15 protein-coding genes and 1 riboswitch are annotated in these 17,205 nt (G+C 52.8%); of the genes, 6 read left to right on the top strand and 9 right to left on the bottom strand.

Going from position 1 to position 17,205, the window contains the following annotated elements; all coding sequences use genetic code 11:
- Positions 1-51: 51 nt before the first annotated feature.
- Positions 52-1,089 (bottom strand): YkvI family membrane protein, encoded by a 1,038-nt coding sequence (locus ETC05_RS00465; protein WP_483299786.1) that lies wholly within the window; start codon positions 1,087-1,089, stop codon positions 52-54.
- Positions 1,090-1,198: 109 nt separating this feature from the next.
- Positions 1,199-1,942, bottom strand: a complete 744-nt coding sequence (locus ETC05_RS00460) for a FixH family protein (protein ID WP_171660145.1) — start codon at positions 1,940-1,942, stop codon at positions 1,199-1,201.
- 289 nt (positions 1,943-2,231) lie between these two features.
- Here ETC05_RS00460 and ETC05_RS00455 point away from each other — a divergent pair, with 289 nt between their 5' ends.
- From ETC05_RS00455 to ETC05_RS00445, 3 genes are all read left to right on the top strand, one after another.
- Positions 2,232-4,370, top strand: a complete 2,139-nt coding sequence (locus ETC05_RS00455; RefSeq protein ID WP_171660144.1) for an ATP-dependent Clp protease ATP-binding subunit — start codon at positions 2,232-2,234, stop codon at positions 4,368-4,370.
- A 224-nt stretch (positions 4,371-4,594) separates the two neighbouring features.
- Entirely contained in the window at positions 4,595-5,107 is a 513-nt protein-coding gene (locus ETC05_RS00450) for a hypothetical protein (RefSeq protein WP_171660143.1), read from the top strand.
- A gap of 21 nt (positions 5,108-5,128) precedes the next feature.
- A complete protein-coding gene (locus ETC05_RS00445; RefSeq protein WP_171660142.1) occupies positions 5,129-5,737 on the top strand; it encodes a hypothetical protein in 609 nt (202 codons plus the stop codon).
- A gap of 441 nt (positions 5,738-6,178) precedes the next feature.
- Here ETC05_RS00445 and ETC05_RS00440 read toward each other — a convergent pair whose 3' ends face one another.
- The 5 genes from ETC05_RS00440 to ETC05_RS00420 form a co-directional block, all read right to left on the bottom strand.
- Entirely contained in the window at positions 6,179-6,832 is a 654-nt protein-coding gene (locus tag ETC05_RS00440) for a TetR/AcrR family transcriptional regulator (protein WP_031404846.1), read from the bottom strand.
- An 11-nt stretch (positions 6,833-6,843) separates the two neighbouring features.
- Entirely contained in the window at positions 6,844-7,869 is a 1,026-nt protein-coding gene (locus tag ETC05_RS00435) for an ABC transporter permease (protein ID WP_171660141.1), read from the bottom strand.
- Entirely contained in the window at positions 7,866-8,594 is a 729-nt protein-coding gene (locus ETC05_RS00430; protein ID WP_031404851.1) for an ABC transporter ATP-binding protein, read from the bottom strand. Before ETC05_RS00430 ends, ETC05_RS00435 begins: the two co-directional genes overlap by 4 nt.
- 129 nt (positions 8,595-8,723) lie before the next feature.
- Complete coding sequence (locus ETC05_RS00425) at positions 8,724-9,242, bottom strand: GNAT family N-acetyltransferase (protein ID WP_171660140.1); 519 nt, start codon at positions 9,240-9,242, stop codon at positions 8,724-8,726.
- Between the two features lie 78 nt (positions 9,243-9,320).
- Positions 9,321-11,015 (bottom strand): M3 family oligoendopeptidase, encoded by a 1,695-nt coding sequence (locus ETC05_RS00420; protein ID WP_171660139.1) that lies wholly within the window; start codon positions 11,013-11,015, stop codon positions 9,321-9,323.
- A gap of 350 nt (positions 11,016-11,365) precedes the next feature.
- A riboswitch (Lysine riboswitch) is annotated at positions 11,366-11,545 on the top strand.
- 76 nt (positions 11,546-11,621) lie between these two features.
- On the opposite strand from ETC05_RS00420, the gene ETC05_RS00415 reads away from it, so the two are divergent.
- The 3 genes from ETC05_RS00415 to ETC05_RS00405 all read left to right on the top strand — a co-directional run bounded on the left by ETC05_RS00415 (position 11,622) and on the right by ETC05_RS00405 (position 15,764).
- Entirely contained in the window at positions 11,622-13,046 is a 1,425-nt protein-coding gene (locus ETC05_RS00415) for an amino acid permease (protein WP_171660138.1), read from the top strand.
- Positions 13,047-13,171: 125 nt separating this feature from the next.
- Positions 13,172-15,193, top strand: a complete 2,022-nt coding sequence (locus ETC05_RS00410; RefSeq protein WP_171660137.1) for a S9 family peptidase — start codon at positions 13,172-13,174, stop codon at positions 15,191-15,193.
- A gap of 19 nt (positions 15,194-15,212) precedes the next feature.
- Entirely contained in the window at positions 15,213-15,764 is a 552-nt protein-coding gene (locus tag ETC05_RS00405; protein WP_031404863.1) for a short-chain dehydrogenase, read from the top strand.
- A gap of 62 nt (positions 15,765-15,826) precedes the next feature.
- Here the strand turns inward: ETC05_RS00405 and ETC05_RS00400 are convergent, their stop codons facing one another.
- Together ETC05_RS00400 and ETC05_RS00395 are read right to left on the bottom strand one after the other, a co-directional pair.
- Complete coding sequence (locus tag ETC05_RS00400; RefSeq protein ID WP_216366267.1) at positions 15,827-16,393, bottom strand: phosphate propanoyltransferase; 567 nt, start codon at positions 16,391-16,393, stop codon at positions 15,827-15,829.
- Positions 16,394-16,541: 148 nt separating this feature from the next.
- Entirely contained in the window at positions 16,542-16,991 is a 450-nt protein-coding gene (locus tag ETC05_RS00395) for a MarR family winged helix-turn-helix transcriptional regulator (protein WP_031404867.1), read from the bottom strand.
- Positions 16,992-17,205 lie beyond the last annotated feature (214 nt).

Genomic DNA, 17,205 nt, shown 5'->3' with positions numbered 1-17,205 from the left:
GCCCTTTCGTCCCCCTTCACCAAAGAAATGTCAGGGAACGAAAGGGCCGATTTATCGGTGCGGCAGCCGTCGACGCCAAAGAAGCCACAATAACATGAGACTCATGTAGCCAAACAGTGGATAGAGAAATGACAACAACTCCCCATAGCGAAACGGGCTGACCGCCGCAAACAACAACACGAGCAGCACGCCCAGCCATTTTCCGCCGCTCGGCACCCAAACGCGCACTTGACGGGCAAGCCCAAACAGGCCGCCGATGACCGATGTAAAAATTTCTCCGTAAATGACTACGACATACAACCAATACAGCATGGCAAAAAACGTACGAACCACTTCAGCCATCGGAATGTCGTAATCATCCTTTTGCGGAAACGATAGCAGCACGATATGGTTTAGCAGCAACAACCCTGTCAATATCACTCCCCCCAACATCGCCCCGCGCTTCACCGCTCGCTCACCGGTCGCTTCGCGGGCAACAGGCACAAGCACCGCTTGGGCCATCGCCAAGTTAAACGCCGCATAGGAAAACGGGGACAACATCGCCTTAAGCGAATAATCCGATGCCACCATATCCGGTCGGCATAAGTCGCCAACCATCATCATTTTGATCAATACGGTGGCGCTAAATATCATCATCATCGGCACGACTAACACGTTGACGCCAAACAGCCCTTTGCGGTCGAGCAACATGACCACAAGCGCCAAACCGAGCGTCAGGGCAATCCCCGCCTGCCGCGGCCAGCCGATCTGCTCTTCAAACACCGAGCCCGCCCCGGCGATCATCACCGCCGTCACCCCCGCGATCATCGCCGTCATCACGAGCGTCACAAACGGGCTCAACATTCTCCCGAACAAATAACGATTCAATTCATCGTATGATATGGCTCCAATGCGGCGCGCCATCACCATGAGTCGTGCGCCGCCCCATATAAACAAAAAACCGCTGATGATGATCCCAACCGTTCCGGCCGCCCCATAACGGGTGAAAAATTCCATAATCTCTCTTCCGGTCGCAAATCCCGCTCCAATCACCGTGCCGACGTAAACAGCGGCGATTTGCCACGCTTCCGACCATTCTGCTTTCTTCACCTTCTGCTCTCCCCTTCTCCTTGTCCGCTGCTTTATTTCCATGTATATGTCTGCAGTGGACAGGAAAGACGAATAGACAAAAAAAGGATGCCTTCCTCAGCATCCTTCGTTACTGAACAGTCACTTGTTCGACTTGATGTTCGTGCAATTGATCTGCTTCCACATGCACTTTCACCGAATACGTCCCTTTGTTGGCAAACGTGGCAACAGCCTCGTATTTGCCGTTTCCTTTGTCATCCGCATCCACAAATTCATGCTTATTGTCCGCCTGCCAAATCTCAAAGCGAACGATGGCGTTCGTGAGAGGCTTCCCATCTTTGGTGAGATGGACGGTCAATGCCGCCGGCTTTCCAGCTTCGAACGAGCGGGATGACAGCGAAATAGCGATGGCGGCATGACGGTGTTCTTCAGCACTGCCTGGGGAATGTTCGCCCTCCCCGTCGGCTGCTGCCGCCTGTTCCGGGTTGCCAACGACAACATCTTTTTTCGGCATGTTATGCATATCGCGCGCTGTCACATGGGCGACAACGGAATACGTTCCCGCTTCGGTGAACGTTTTTTCCACGGAATAGCGGCCATTGCCGTCATGCTTTGCTTCGAGCATGTCCCGATCGCTGCTTCCGTGCTTCCATACTTCAAACTTTACTTCGCTCGCATCGTCCACTTTTTCACCGCCATACGTCACGACACAGGCGAGCTTCGTCGGCTTGTTCAAGTCGATGTGATCCGGCACCTCCATTTTCACATCAAGCACAGCCGGCGTATCGGCTTGCTTGTTGTGATTTGTACAAGCAGCCATGACCATCATCCCCAAAAGTACAACAGCAAACGCGAAACCAACACGTCTTCTCATCTTCACCTTTCTCCTTTTTCTTTCAAAGTTTTTATAACCAACACTGTTCAGCCGCCCCGTTCTCGGCACTGAAGGCAGGCCGTTCCCGCCTCTTTTTCTGCTTTTCACTTTATCATAGCTTTGCCGCATTTATATTAGTATTCACCATTTTTTCAAAAACATTTCATCGTTATCACAAATTTTTTTGCGCAAAACACTTGAAAGTCAAAAAAGGTCAAAGTATAATAAAGTCGTAAAGTCAAAGAAAGTCAAAGTCAAACCACCAGTAACGGAGAAGGGGGTATTCCTCATGCGTTGCCAAGCATGCCAGCAACGTGAAGCAACCGTATTTGTCAACTTGCAATGGAACGGGGAAAAACAACAGCTTCATCTTTGCCATGAATGCTATGAAAAACAAAAACAACAATTGTCGATTCCAATGATGAACTTTGGCTTTTCGCCATTTTCCTTTGATGACTTCTTCACCAGCCACTTCACAGCGGCCAACGCAGGAATGAGCTCGCCGGGAACGATGACGAAACGCTCGCAAAGCCATAGCGGCGGATTTTTGGATCAGTTCGGCCGCAACTTGACGCAAATGGCAAAAGCGGGCTTGATCGACCCGGTCATCGGCCGCGACAAAGAAATTGCGCGCGTTATTGAAATTTTGAACCGCCGCAACAAAAACAATCCGGTGTTGATCGGGGAGCCGGGCGTCGGGAAAACGGCGATCGTTGAAGGGCTTGCGCTGAAGATTGCCGAAGGGCAAGTTCCGGAAAAACTGCTGAACAAAGAAGTGTACCTGCTTGATGTGGCGTCGCTTGTCGCCAACACCGGCATCCGCGGTCAATTCGAAGAGCGGATGAAACGGCTCATCGCCGAACTGCAAGAGCGGAAAAACGTCATCTTGTTCATTGACGAAATCCATCTGCTCGTCGGCGCCGGCGCTGCCGAAGGGTCGATGGATGCCGGCAACATTTTAAAACCGGCGCTTGCCCGCGGCGAGCTGCAAGTCGTCGGGGCAACGACGTTGAAAGAATACCGGCAAATTGAAAAAGACGCCGCTCTTGAACGCCGCTTCCAACCGGTCATCGTCCACGAACCGACCGTTGACGAAGCGATCGCCATCTTAAAAGGCATTCAACCAAAATATGAGCAGTTCCACCACGTCCGCTATACGGACGAGGCGATCGAAGCGTGCGTCAAACTCGCGCACCGCTACATCCAAGACCGCTTCCTGCCGGACAAAGCGATCGACTTGTTGGACGAGGCCGGCTCGAAAGCGAACTTGCGCCTCGGCCCGACCGATGAAAAACAGCTGCAAGAGCGGCTGATGCAAATCGCGAAAGAAAAAGAACAAGCGGCGAAAGAAGAAAACTATGAACTGGCGGCGAAACTGCGCGATGAAGAGCTGAAACTGGAGAAACAGCTCGAACAAGGCGTCACCCAAGAACGCCCTGTCGTGGATGCCGCCGATATCGAGCAAATCATCGCCGAGAAAACCGGCATCCCGGTAGGCAAGCTGCAAGCCGATGAAAAAGAAAAAATGAAACATCTCGAAGAAAACTTGGCGAAAAAAGTGATCGGCCAAGCGGAAGCGGTGAAAAAAGTCGCCAAAGCGATTCGCCGCAGCCGCGCCGGCTTGAAGGCGAAACACCGCCCGATCGGTTCGTTCTTGTTTGTCGGCCCGACCGGCGTTGGGAAAACGGAGCTCGCCAAAACGCTCGCTGAAGAGCTGTTTGGCACGAAAGACGCCATGATTCGCCTCGATATGAGCGAATACATGGAAAAGCATTCGGTCGCGAAACTGATCGGTTCTCCTCCGGGCTATGTCGGCTTTGAAGAAGCCGGCCAGCTGACGGAAAAAGTGCGCCGCAATCCGTACAGCATCATCTTGCTTGATGAGATTGAAAAGGCGCACCCGGACGTGCAGCACATCTTCCTGCAAATTTTAGAAGACGGCCGCTTGACCGACAGCCAAGGCCGCACCGTCAGCTTCAAAGACACGGTCATCATCGCGACAAGCAACGCTGGCGTCACCGACAAAAAAATCACCGTCGGCTTTGAAAAACAAAGCGGCGGCCCATCAAGCGTTCTTGACTCACTCAGCGCTTACTTCAAGCCGGAATTCTTGAACCGCTTCGACGCCATCATCGAGTTCAAGCCGCTCGAAAAAGCGCACTTGCTTGAGATTGTCGACTTGATGCTCGCCGATGTCAAAACGGCGATGCGCGAACAAGGCATTGAACTCGACGTGACGGAAGCGGCGAAAGAAAAACTGGCCGAACTCGGCTACCATCCGGCCTTCGGCGCCCGCCCGCTCCGCCGCGTCATCCAAGAGCATGTCGAAGACAACATCGCCGACTGCCTGCTTGACGCTGACCAATCGGTGCGCGCGATCCGCATCGATGTTGAAGGAGACGCCATCGTGGCAAAAATCGTATCATAACTTACAACAGAGAGTCCGCCGAACATCAAATTTTGCTTTCGGCGGATCTTTCTTTGCAATGGGCTGTTTATCAAACTGATTTTTCACCTTGATTCAGTCAAGCATACTTTTAGCGAAAAGGTGAATATTTTATAAAATATTTTTTTTAGAAATATTATTGACAATTACTTTTTTTTTTTTTGCTAAAAATAAGTTATAAATTCTAAATATTAGGAGGGATTGTGATGTTCAAAAGAAAAAAGATGATTCAAACCATCAGTCCGATTCTTTTGGCTGGATTACTTTCTCTTACCCCATTTCATAAGACGGAAGCAGAAATCAACACCTATATCCCTTATGATGGATATGAATACGTTCATAGCACAGATACAAAAGGGCTGACCATTTATTGGACCCATACCCATGTAAACAACAAATCTACTACTGACACTGTTTCCCACACAGTCAAGAGAGAAGCATATGCAACCGCTACTGTTTCTTCGTCGTCCACATTTAACGAAATGGTCCTAGAAGTAGGAATTAGTACGGAAGTGAGTTTAGGAGCGCGGGTGGAAAAAACAACAACTGTTACTTGGACGATCCCTCCTTATTCCACCTATACTCTTCGATATGGAAGTCGTTGGGTGAAAGCGACCGGTAAAGAAAATTACTACAGCAGAGGAACCCTCATCAGCTCGAAAACCGTCAGCGGACAATGGACATATCAGGGATATTCCGACAGCATTAAGCAAAACTAAACTCTCATGAATGGTGGTTTTATGAGCAAAAAATTTTTCCATCCTCTTTTCATCTGTTTTCTCCTGCTGGCGGCGTGCGAGCGCGGACATGATCCTACCCCCGCTCCGCACCATGCAGGGAAAGAAGCGGCGCAAGGAAACGAGCAAAAGGAAAAAGCAAAAAAGGAACAGAAGCCGTTATCGCTAGAGGAGAAATTTCTGCCGCCGCATTTTTTAGTCAATGAATTTACCGCCAAAGCAACGAGCCGCTCGATTCACTTGACGATGCGTTACACCCTCTCAGAGCAGCTGTATCAGTTGCTTGAACAGTATCGAGATTACTATTTCGTCATTCAATATCCAGAGGAACTTTCTCGCGTGACCCATGTTGACCGTTCGAACGCCGTCAAAGGCCCTTTGCCGGCCAACGGACAGTTGTCATATACCATCACCATTTCTTCCTCATGGATAGACGATATACCAAAAGATTTGATCAATCGAATCAATCATGGAGACTTGCGGTACAATCTTTTCATCTTGGACAAAGAACGGTTCCCCGTGCATATTTTCAATGATGTTCAATGGTACCAATCGTTCGACCCGAACAAAGGATCCAGCGTCATTTCGGAAGACGGTGGTACCAGAAAATAACGTGCGTTCGGTCAAACGTTTTGACCGAACGCACGTCCGTTTCTTGAGGTCAGACTCTTTCGCACGAATAAAGGATTTTCGCTGAAAAAGGGACGGTCGCCATCGCCTCTTTTTTCGTTTTCTGTCTTTTCACCACAACATGTACTTGACAGACGGTTCACTTCTCTGCACAAGTGTATGCAAAACATGATTGGTTTCCTGTTCTTTCTTGGTTGCATACGTAAGTATGTGATGAAAAAATCAAGGACAACTTTTGGTGATGTGAAGCTAAACGAAGAGAGAGCGCCGGTATTACAATAAATTACAGAAATATGTACCATATATGGAAATATATTTCATTTTTTACAAGATCAGCGTGATCGAACGCTGCTTGATGCCGAAGCTATCCTCCGTTATGCGAAAGAAAACAACTAGGCCGGCTCCTGCGCGGAAGCCGGCCGGTTAGCGCCGCAGACCGTTCATCAACACGCGGATCGTCCGTTCCATTTCCGCCTCATCGTCCCAGTTGTGGTCAGGCAAAAGGAGAAAGCGGGCGGCCAAAAAGCCGGCGAGCGATGTGATCGTCAAGCGGATGACCGAATCGACCGGCAGCTCGGCCAACTCCCCTTTCTCTTGAAAATGGCGGACAATGCGGGCGAATTTTGGATACACATGCTCGGTAAACACGCGTTGAAAGCACTGTTTGATCTCGGAATGAAAGGCCAGCTCCTGCCAGAGCACGCGAATCGCCGGCAAATACGTTTTCACAAAGGCGTAGCGGTTGGAGAACACCGCGCGCAAAAACTGTTCGTACGTCTCATATTCATTGTCAAACACTTCGCGGACAAACTCTTTCGCCAAAAACGGGGCGACGGACTGAAACAATGTCGGCGTGACGATCGCCAACAATAAGTCTTTTTTCGTCTTATAGTGGCGGAAGATCGTGCCTTCCGCCACCCCAGCCTTTTTGGCGATTTCACTCGTGGAAGTCGCCGCATAGCCTTTTTCAGCAAACATTTCCACCGCGGCTTCCAAAATTTTCAGCTGCTTTTCACTGAACTGCCCTTCCTTGCCGCCGATTTGCAGCAATTCCTGAATCCATGAATGCTCGCTCATGACTCTACTCCTTACAGCTTGCGGTATTTTTTCAATGCTACTACATTGAATACCATAAACAGCAACGTAAAGCCAAGCAGCACGTACACATCCACAGCGATGGCGCGAAAACCTTCCCCCCGCACCATAATATCGCGCAGCGCATCCGCCCCGTAGGTGAGCGGCATGATGACGCTCAGCGAACGCAGCCATTCTTCCATCGTGTCAAGATTGAACAAGCCGGAGAAAAACACTTGCGGCACGACGACAAGCGGGATAAACTGCACCATTTGCAGCTCGTTGTTGGCGAACGCCGACAGCAGCATCCCGAGCGCCAGCGCCGTCATCGCCAGCAAAAACGTGATGAGCAGCACATACACGAACGAACCTTCCATCATCATGTCGAGCACATCAATGGCAAACCATGAAATTAAGCTTGCCTGAATCGTCGTAAACAGCCCGAACCCGATCATGTAGCCGGCGACCATTTCCCAGCGCCTGAGCGGCGTCGCCATCAACCGCTCGAGCGTCCCATTCGTCCGCTCGCGCAAAAATGACACTCCAGCAATCAAAAAGACAAAAAAGAAGACGAAAAAGCCGATCAACACGGGGCCGAAATAATCAAATGACGCCATATCGCTTGATCCGTGCCAATACGTTGTTTTCAGCTGAAACGGGGGCTTGGGCGCCATGGACTGAAACGCCTGTTGCACCGCGGCCATCACCGCCTGATTGGCCGTCGGGTCGCTTCCTTCCAGCGTAAGGTGCGGAGCGCTTCCGCTCATGTCAAGCCACGCGTCAATGTCTTGATCGTCCAGCTGCTTTCGCGCTTGTTTTGCTGACAGCTCTTTCACGTTCGCTCCCACTTCTTTCAACTTGTCAACAACCGCCTCAGGCACGTGTTCGCTGACGGCAATGGCTGGTTTGTATTCTTCGCCATTAAACACCAAATCCATTAACAACAAGACGAACATCGGTGCGACAATCATGAGCGCCAGCGTGCGCTTGTCGCGGAAAAACTGGCGGATGATGCGGACGACAATGGCCAACACTCTCATCGACGAGCACCTCCAAACGTCAAAAACGCTTGTTCAATCGTTTCTGCGCCTGCTTTTTGTTTCAATTCATCCGGGCGGCCGACGGCGATCAAACGACCTTCGCGAATCATGCCAAGCCGCCCGCACTTTTCCGCTTCATCCATCACATGGGTCGTGACGACAATGGTTGTACCGCGCCGGCGAATCCGCTCGAGCTCCGCCCAAATCGATTGGCGCAGCACCGGATCGATGCCGACTGTCGGCTCATCCAAAATGAGCACTTCGGGTTCGTGAAGCAAGGCGATCGCCAGCGACAGCCGCCGCTTCATCCCGCCTGAGTATTGGTGCACCGGCTTTTTCCGGTCATCCGTCAAGTTGACGAGCGCGAGCATGTCATCGATCCGTTCTTTTTGTTTTTTTCCTCTTAATCCATAGATCGAGGCGAAAAATTGCATGTTCTCGAGCGCGGTCAATTCTCCGTACAGGGCATCCGACTGCGCCATAAAGCCGATCCGCTTCATGGCGCCAAGATCAGGCATGTTCACGCCCAACACGCGAATCGTGCCTTCGCTCGCCAAATCAATGCCGGCGATCATGCGCACCAACGTCGTCTTGCCGGCTCCCGACGGGCCGAGCAGACCGAAAATTTCCCCCGCGCGGACATCCAACGACACATCGTCGATGACCACTTTTTTTCCAAACCGCTTGGAAACACGCTCGACTTGAATACATGGATTGGCGGTCATTGTTTTTCTCCCCTTTACATAGTAGTGAGCAATCACTCATTTATAGTATAATGAAGATAAACCTTTTTGTAAAGTGAGTAATCACTCACAAAATACATTTTTTAAGCTGCCGACAGTTCGGCAGCCCATCTACTGGTTCATCGTTTGAATGTCTTGCCAGCCGTAGCACCACTCCGATAACACTTTTCCACCGATTTCCACCCTTTCCTCGGCCAGTTTTTCACCGCCAAGTCGTTCGTAAAAACAGCGCGACGGATTGTCGGTAAGCACCCAGACGACGAGCGAATGAATGCCTTTTTGCGCCAAGTCGCGGGCCAAGGCTTGCACAAGCCGCCGTCCCCATCCTTTTCCTTGCGCCTCTTTGAGCAAATACACCGCGTACAGCTCCCCGTCATAGTGGGCCGCTGGGCCGTCGCTCGCCCGATTTCGTCCGCCGGAGACGAATCCAACGACGCGCCCATGTTCCTCGGCGACAAACACGGAATGGTCCGCTTGGCTGAGCCCCTTCTCCCATAACGTTTGTTTTTCTTCCACTGCCAACGTCTCCAAGTACGTGTCCGGCACGATGCCGCTGTACGTCGTCTTCCAACTGTCCACATGGACAGCGGCAATCGCCGGCGCATCAGTGAAAACTGCTTTCCGAATCATCGTTTTTCCCCCTAGCGCAATAAGTGTTTCTCCGTCTTGAAGAAAGAAGGTGAAACGATGCCGTTCCACCTCTTTCATTCACAATGCTTTGTCATCGACACTGTCCAGCCACCGTTCGATATGGCCGATAACCGAAGCGACCGCCCCGTCGGCAAACGGCGACTGGAGGTTGGCGCTTTGGACGAGCTCGGTGAACGGCCGGCTGCCGCCCAATCGACAGAGCGCCACATAGTCGCGCCACGCCGCAGCCCGGTCGTCTTGCGCCCGCTTCCAAAACTGGAACGCGCACACTTGCGCGAGGGTGTAGTCGATGTAATAAAACGGGTCAGTGTAAATGTGCCCTTGCCGCTGCCAAAAGCCGCCTCGTTCAAGGTAATCGTAGCCGTCGTAATCCCTTGTCGGCAAATACACGTTCTCAATGTCACGCCATGTTTTCTTCCGCTCGGCCGGCGTCATGTCCGGGCGCTCGTAGACGGCGTGCTGGAATTCATCGACCGCCACGCCGTACGGCAAGAACAAGAGCGCGTCGCTCAAATGGGCGAACCGGTATTTGTCGGCGTCTTCGGCAAAAAACAGCTCCATCCACGGCCATGTGAAAAATTCCATGCTCATCGAGTGAATTTCGCACGCCTCAAGCGTCGGCCAGTTGTATTCCGGAATGTCGTAATGGCGGCTTTCATACACTTGGAACGCATGGCCGGCTTCATGGGTCAATACGTCAATGTCGCTGGATGTACCAGTGAAATTGGAGAAAATAAACGGCGCCTTATAGTCATCGATATAGGTGCAATAGCCTCCGCCCGCCTTCCCTTTTTTCGCGACGAGGTCCATCAATTCATGTTCGATCATATAGCGGAAAAACGCGCCCGTTTCCGGCGACAGCTCTTCATACATGCGCCGGCCGTTGTCAACAATCCAAGCGGCGTCCCCTTTTGGCGCCGGATTGCCGCTCGGGAACATGAACGGCTCATCATAATACGTAAGCCGGTCCACCTGAATCCGCTGCCGCTGGCGTTCGCGCAGCTTGGAGGCGAGCGGGACGATGTGCGTTTTCACTTGCCGGCGGAAGTTGGCGACCATCTCGGCATTGTAATCCGTCCGGCCTAAACGGGCGTAGCCGAGTTCCACAAAGTTGTGGAACCCGAGCTTGCGGGCGATCGCCGTGCGGACATGGACGAGCTCATCATACAGCTCATCAAGCTCTTTCTCATGGTCCGTGAAAAACGAAAACCGCGCTTCGCTCGCCCGCTTGCGCATCGCCCGATCCGGCGACTCGACGAACGGCTGCAGTTGGGCGAGCGTCCGCTCCTCCCCTTCAAACATGATTTTTGCCGATGCGATCAGCTTCGTATATTCGCTCGCCAGCTTGTTTTCTTTTTGCAAGTCCTCGACAATCGCCGGCGCGTATGTTTTCAGCTGTGTTTCGGCCAACGCAAACAGCTGTTTTCCCCACACTTGCTCAAGCTCGCTGCGAAACGGCGAAGCGACGAGCGCACGGTAATAGTCGTTGACGAGCCCTTTAACGATCGGCTCCGTTTCATCAAAAAAGTCTTGTTCTTTCTTATAAAACTCATCGTTTGTATCAATCGTATGGCGGATGTGGCACAGGTTCGCCATCGTGCTGTAGCGGCGGCGCAGTTCGTTGATCCGTTTCATCGCCTCGTGCTGCCCGGCGGCGCTCCCGGCGCGGCGGAACGCATCGAGCGCTTCTTGAAACGCGTCCTGCAATCGATCGATGTCCGGCCGCTCATAACGAAACTCGGAAAATTTCACGCCAATCCCTTCTTTCCTGATCATTTTTCGGTGGAAATACACATTCATGCCCGGGTGGAGTGCGAAACGCGCTCATGGGTCTCTTTCTGTAAAATGATAGTGGCCAATGAGCCGGCACTCGGCGTGACGACGGCATTTTCCTATCTTTGGCCAGCCAATTGTATATTCGCCATGATCTCAAAAAATCCTTCCTTTTCCAACTCCCAAACATTATTTTTTTGCCCCATTCCTCCACCATCGGCTATTGCAATGAACGATTGGCTTCCATATTTTATTCTACAAAAAGATATTGACGCCTTTTGTCGAATGAAGTAAGATATTGTCGGCAACGACATACCCCCTCTCCACTTCAATGGGATAGAGGTTGCGGTGAACAAAAGTAGCGCTGCCGAGGCCCGGAGCGGTCCATGACGCAGCGGGAAAGGGTTCATCGCCGAAGTTTGCGTCGCGCTCCGGCGGCGCAAGCTGGGCCTGCGGCCGAACAGGCGCAGGACTGCCATCGCCTACGGCGGTGGAGCGCTATCGCCATTCAGTAGGATGCGAACGAGTTGTGCACCCGCTGAAGAGGCGCGGGTGCTTTCTTTTTTAGAAAGGAGCGTTGTAATCTTGGCCAATCAGCAAAAGCTTGGCATTTCGGTATTAACCGCGCTTGTCGTTGGCAATATGGTTGGTTCCGGCATTTTTATGCTGCCGCGATCGTTGGCGGAGGCGGCGAGTCCGCTCGGCGTCATGTTCGCTTGGCTGTTGACCGGGGTCGGCGTCTTGATGACGGCGCTTGTGTTCGGCAACTTGGCGATCCGCAAGCCCGACTTGAACGGCGGACCGCAAATTTATGCGAAAGAGCTGTTCTCGAAAGGCTCGCATTTGTCGATTTTATCCGGCTTTATGTCGTCATGGGGGTATTGGATCGGCAACTTTGCCGGCAACGTGGCGATCATTACGACATTTACAAGCTACTTGTCGACGTTTTTCCCGGTGCTGACGAGCGACAAAACGGTGCTCGTGATCGGTTCGTTTACCTTGAAGCTGGGAAATTTGCTGACGTTTCTCGTCTGCACGGCGCTTCTTTGGGGGATGCATGTCATCATTTTGCGCGGGGTGGAAGACGCCGGCAAGCTGAATTTTGTGGCAACAGCGGCGAAAGTGCTCGGCTTTTTCCTGTTTATCGTCATCGCCTTGTTTGCCTTTGACAAAGCGGTCATCGGCCCGCTTGACGCTCCGCGCTATGACGGGAACGGGCAAGCGATCAGCCTGCTCGGGCAAATCAACAACGCCGCTTTATCGACGCTCTGGGCGTTTGTCGGCGTCGAATCGGCGATGGTGTTCGCTTCCCGGGCGCGCAAACAAGCCGATGTGAAGTGGGCGACGATCGCCGGCCTGCTCATCGCCTTAGCCATTTATATCGGCATCAGCTTTTTGGTGATGGGCGTCTTGCCGCAAAACAAACTTATTCAATCGGAAAAACCGCTCGTTGACGCCATTGTCGCCATCGTTGGGCCGGCTGGCGGCTATGTGCTCGCTGCTCTCGGACTCATCAGCTTGCTCGGTTCGACGCTCGGCTGGATTTTGTTGAGCGCGGAAGTGCCGTACCAAGCGGCGAAACAAGGGATGTTTTTGCCGGCATTTTTGAAGGAAAACAAAAAAGGGGTGCCGAGCTTCTCGCTCACGTTGTCAAACGCCTTGGCGCAATTGTTCATCTTTTCGACCGTTTCCCACTCAATGGCCGCGGCGTTTGACTTCGTCATTTACATCGCCACGCTCGCCTATCTCGTTCCGTATTTGATCGCTTCCATCTTTCAGCTGAAACTCACGCTCACCGGGGAAACGTACCGAAAGGCGCGTGAGCGGATGGTTGACGGAATCATTGCGGCCTTAGCGACGGTGTATTCCATCTGGGTCGTCATCGCTGGCACGGCTGATATAAAGACGTTCCTGCTTGGCGTCGCCTTGCTCGCCAGCGGCATCATCTTCTATCCACAAGTAAAAAAAGCGACGAAACAAGCGAATGAAAAACAAAAACTGTCGGCATAGCGCCCGAAAACGAACGCCCGAACGATGGGCGTTCGTTTTTTTCTGTTTTGGGCAGGATCTTTTCTTTCGGAAAACGAAATTATAAGGTAGTTCCATTTTACTTGAAAGAAAGAGGGGGCCAGCTGATGAACAACAACGAACACCCGACGAAACGGTGCGGCATGACGGCGGAAGATTTGCTTCGCCTCCGCTCAGTGCGCGACCCGCACTACGCCCCGGACGGGACGCGCGTCGTGTTTGTGGAAAAATCGATCGACGAGGAAAAACAATACCGCTCCCATCTATATATGTGGACCGAAGACGGCGCCGTCCGTCCATGGACGTTCGGGCGCTGGCGCGATACGAAGCCGCGCTTTTCCCCAAAGGGGGAAGTCATCGCCTTTTTATCCGACCGCTTCGGACGCGCGCAGCTTTGGCTGTTGCCTGCCCATGGCGGCGAAGCGCGCCAGCTGACGTTTTTCAAAAATGGAGTGCGCGATTACATCTGGTCGCCGGAGGGGACGTTTCTCATCGCCCTAACGGCGCTTGGCGATGACGAAACGATCGCTGACCGCGAGGAGCCGGAAAAAAAGGAAACGAAGCCGGCTGACCTGAAACCGCGCATGGTGGAGCGGCTCTATTACAAATCAGACGCGGCAGGTTTTCTTGACGGCAAACAGGCGGTGCTCGTGCGCATCGATGCGGCGACGGGAAAAGCGGAAGCGTTGACGAGCCGCGAGGAGGAAATCGGTTCGTTTGCGATGTCGCCCAATGGACGGACGCTTGCCTTTGTGGCCAACCGAAACGAGGATCCGGACACCGTCTTTACACGCGACATTGTGTTGCTTGACCTCGAATCGAAAGCGGAAACGAATGTGACGAACGGATGCGGCACCTTCGCCTCGCTCGCTTGGTCGCCGGATGGAACGAAGCTCGCCGCCATCGGCCATGATTTGGCTTATCTCGGGGCGACGCTTCACCGGCTTTACGTTTTTGAGCCGGAGCGTGGAACGGCGCGGGTGCTGACCGCCGATTGGGACGTCCATCTCGGCGATGTCATGATCGGCGACATGCACGCTGATGCGAAAGGCCCGGGCCCGATATGGGCAAACGACGGGAGCGGCCTGTATGTCACCGTCTCGGATCGCGGGCGCGTCAACGTATTTTTCATCCCGCTTGACGGACCCGTCGTTCCGATCATCGAAGGAGACTTCCATGTATACGGCCTCGCCGTCCATCCGAACGAACAGCAGGCCGTTGCCGCGATTAGCGAGCCGACAGTGATTGGGGATTTGTATGCCATCTCACTTGAAAGCGGCGCAAAAACGCGGCTCACCACGGTCAATGAAGCGCTCGAGAACGAAGTCGCGCTCGCTGATGCCGAACCGTTTACCTACCAATCAACAGACGGTTCGGACATTCAAGGCTGGATCATGAAACCGCCCGGGCTTGGCGAAGGGGAAAAGGCGCCGCTTGTCGTCGAAATTCACGGCGGGCCGCATGCGATGTACGGGTTTACCTTTTTTCATGAATTTCAACTGCTCGTTTCGCGCGGTTATGCCGTCTTATTCACGAACCCACGCGGCAGCCACGGATATGGCCAGGCATTTGTCAATGCCGTGCGCGGCGACTATGGCGGCATGGATTATGAAGACATTATGGCCGGCGTCGACGCCGCCATTCGCCAATTCGACTTCATTGACGAAACACGGCTTGGCGTCACCGGCGGCAGCTACGGCGGCTTTATGACAAACTGGATCGTCGGGCATACGAACCGGTTCAAAGCGGCCGTCACCCAACGTTCGATTTCCAACTGGCTCAGTTTCTCCGGCGTGAGTGACATCGGCTACTTTTTCACAAAATGGGAGATCGGCTGCGACATGTGGGAAGACGCCGAGCGGCTTTGGCATCATTCGCCGCTCAAATACGTCAAACAGATGAACACGCCGCTCCTTATTCTTCACAGTGAGCGCGATTACCGCTGCCCGATCGAGCAGGCGGAACAGCTGTTTATCGCCTTGAAACAACTCGGGCGAGAAACGAAATTCGTTCGCTTTCCGGACGCCAACCATGACTTGTCGCGCACCGGCAACCCGACGCTTCGCCTCGAGCGGCTTCGCCATATCGTCGAATGGTTTGACCATTATTTGAAAGAATCGCTGCATTAACCCGAAAGGAGGAGCCGCCATGCACGCCCTTGTCATCGGCGGGACAGGCATGTTGGCTGATGTGTCGCTTTGGCTTGTGCGGGAAGGATATGATGTGTCCGTCATCGCCCGCCGCTACGCACGGATGAAGCAGCTCATCGACCGCGCTGGACCAATGGCATCCATCAACCCGCTTCTTGTTGATTATCGCGATCAAGAAGCGCTTTGTTCCCTGATTTCCCGGGCCATCCAAAAAAACGGAACGTTTGCTCTAATCATTGCGTGGGTGCATACGGACGGAAACCAAGCGCTGTCCACTGTCATCAAAAAAAATAGCGGACATCCCGGCCCTTGGCGGTTGTTTCATGTGCTCGGCAGCCGCGCCGATCCAGCCGAAGCGAAATCGGAACTCTGTTTGCCTGTCGCTTGCCTTTATCGGCAAGTTCAGCTCGGTTTTGTCGCCGAAGAATACGGTTCGCGCTGGCTCACCCATCAAGAAATCAGCGGCGGCGTCATTGATGCCATTCGGCGTGATGCGCCGTTTCATCTGGTCGGCACCCTAGATCGATCAGAGAAGAAGCGTCCACGTTAACGGGAGGCGCCCTCTCGGAACGAACGAGAGGGCGCTTTGTTCGCCTTTGACACGGATGATTTTCATGACGGAAGCAGCTCAACATAATCGCCCGTTTTCAGGCCGGCCGCGTTCGCTTCATCCGTGTCGATGTGCATATCTAAGGCAAAATCTTCGCTGACGCGGACGATGACTTCATCAAAAATGAGCGCCCGCTCCCCTTGCGTTTTCACCTTCACGACCTGCTTGTCGCGGACGCCGAACGTCTCGGCATCTTTCGGCGTCATATGAATGTGCCGCTTGGCAATGATCACCCCTTTGTCGACGGTCACCGTCCCCTTCGGTCCGTGAATCGTAATGCCCGGCGTTCCGTCAATGTCGCCGGATAAGCGAACCGGGGGCGCGACGCCGAGCTTGAAGCTGTCGGTTTTCGAAATCTCCAGCTGCGTCAGCGAACGGACGGGACCGAGGACGCGGACGTTTTCGATTTTCCCTTTCGGTCCTTCGACCGTCACCGTCTCTTTCGCAGCAAACTGCCCGGGCTGCGACAGCGGCTTGAGCACCGTCAACTCGACGCCTTCGCCAAACAGCGCCGCCATATGTTCTTTTGACAAATGAATATGACGGTTGGACACCCCAACGGGAATCATCAATGGCGATCTCTCCTTTTTTCCTGCAATATGATGTTCGTTATATAACGTGTCCATTTTCGGCAAAAATGAACCTCTCCCACCTACATTCCATTTCGAGGTGGGAGACTTCTCGGTGAATGTGTTAAAAAAAGAGACTGAGGCGAGGTCAGTCTCTGCTTTTTGCGCCGTAGCCTAATTTTTTCAGCAACACGATCGCCTGTTCCTTTTCTTCCGGCGTCAGCGCTGCCACCGTTTCATGGATAGTCTCGGCATGTTCGGGGAACACGCGCTGGATGAACTGCCGGCCGCTGTCGGTGATCGACGCATACGTCACGCGGCGATCCCGCTCACAGGCGCGGCGCATGATCAAGCCTTTATTTTCAAGCTTATCGATGACATACGTGATGCTGCCGCTGGCGAGCAAAATTTTTTCCCCGATTTGTTGGAGCGGCTGATCACCTTTATGGTAAAGCAGTTCGAGCACCGCAAATTCGGTCGGATTGACGCCGAACGATTGAATCGATTTGTTTACTTGATCGCTGACTGACCGATAGGCCCGCGATAACACAATGAATAATTTTAATGACTGCTGCAACGCCTGTTCCTTTTGTTCCATAGCATCCAACCCTTTAAATTTTACATTTTCTTACTTTCATTATACTGGAACAGCAAATTCCCGGGCAACCGTTTTTTTTTTGTTTGCCATGATGCATTTTCCTCGCCGATGGCTTTTGCTTCGGCTATGATAATTTATTATATGTCGGCGTTTGGGCGACTGTCACATTCCGCCGAATGATGCATATGAAGAAAGAGAAAGGAGATTAGGGAGG

This window comes from Geobacillus sp. BMUD (genome assembly GCF_013096845.1).
In the GTDB taxonomy this organism is placed as follows: Bacteria; Bacillota; Bacilli; order Bacillales; family Anoxybacillaceae; genus Geobacillus; species Geobacillus vulcani.
This window is presented reverse-complemented; position numbering and strand designations above follow the sequence as displayed.

Bases quoted from the DNA above. Each gene is read 5' to 3' on its own strand.
- ETC05_RS00460 (WP_171660145.1), bottom strand. From the start codon at position 1,942: ATGAGAAGACGTGTTGGTTTCGCGTTTGCTGTTGTACTTTTGGGGATG.
- ETC05_RS00440 (WP_031404846.1), bottom strand. From the start codon at position 6,832: ATGAGCGAGCATTCATGGATTCAGGAATTGCTGCAAATCGGCGGCAAG.
- ETC05_RS00445 (WP_171660142.1), top strand. From the start codon at position 5,129: ATGAGCAAAAAATTTTTCCATCCTCTTTTCATCTGTTTTCTCCTGCTG.
- ETC05_RS00400 (WP_216366267.1), bottom strand. From the start codon at position 16,393: ATGATTCCCGTTGGGGTGTCCAACCGTCATATTCATTTGTCAAAAGAA.
- ETC05_RS00405 (WP_031404863.1), top strand. From the start codon at position 15,213: ATGCACGCCCTTGTCATCGGCGGGACAGGCATGTTGGCTGATGTGTCG.
- ETC05_RS00410 (WP_171660137.1), top strand. From the start codon at position 13,172: ATGAACAACAACGAACACCCGACGAAACGGTGCGGCATGACGGCGGAA.
- ETC05_RS00425 (WP_171660140.1), bottom strand. From the start codon at position 9,242: ATGATTCGGAAAGCAGTTTTCACTGATGCGCCGGCGATTGCCGCTGTC.
- ETC05_RS00455 (WP_171660144.1), top strand. From the start codon at position 2,232: ATGCGTTGCCAAGCATGCCAGCAACGTGAAGCAACCGTATTTGTCAAC.
- ETC05_RS00430 (WP_031404851.1), bottom strand. From the start codon at position 8,594: ATGACCGCCAATCCATGTATTCAAGTCGAGCGTGTTTCCAAGCGGTTT.
- ETC05_RS00435 (WP_171660141.1), bottom strand. From the start codon at position 7,869: ATGAGAGTGTTGGCCATTGTCGTCCGCATCATCCGCCAGTTTTTCCGC.
- ETC05_RS00395 (WP_031404867.1), bottom strand. From the start codon at position 16,991: ATGGAACAAAAGGAACAGGCGTTGCAGCAGTCATTAAAATTATTCATT.
- ETC05_RS00450 (WP_171660143.1), top strand. From the start codon at position 4,595: ATGTTCAAAAGAAAAAAGATGATTCAAACCATCAGTCCGATTCTTTTG.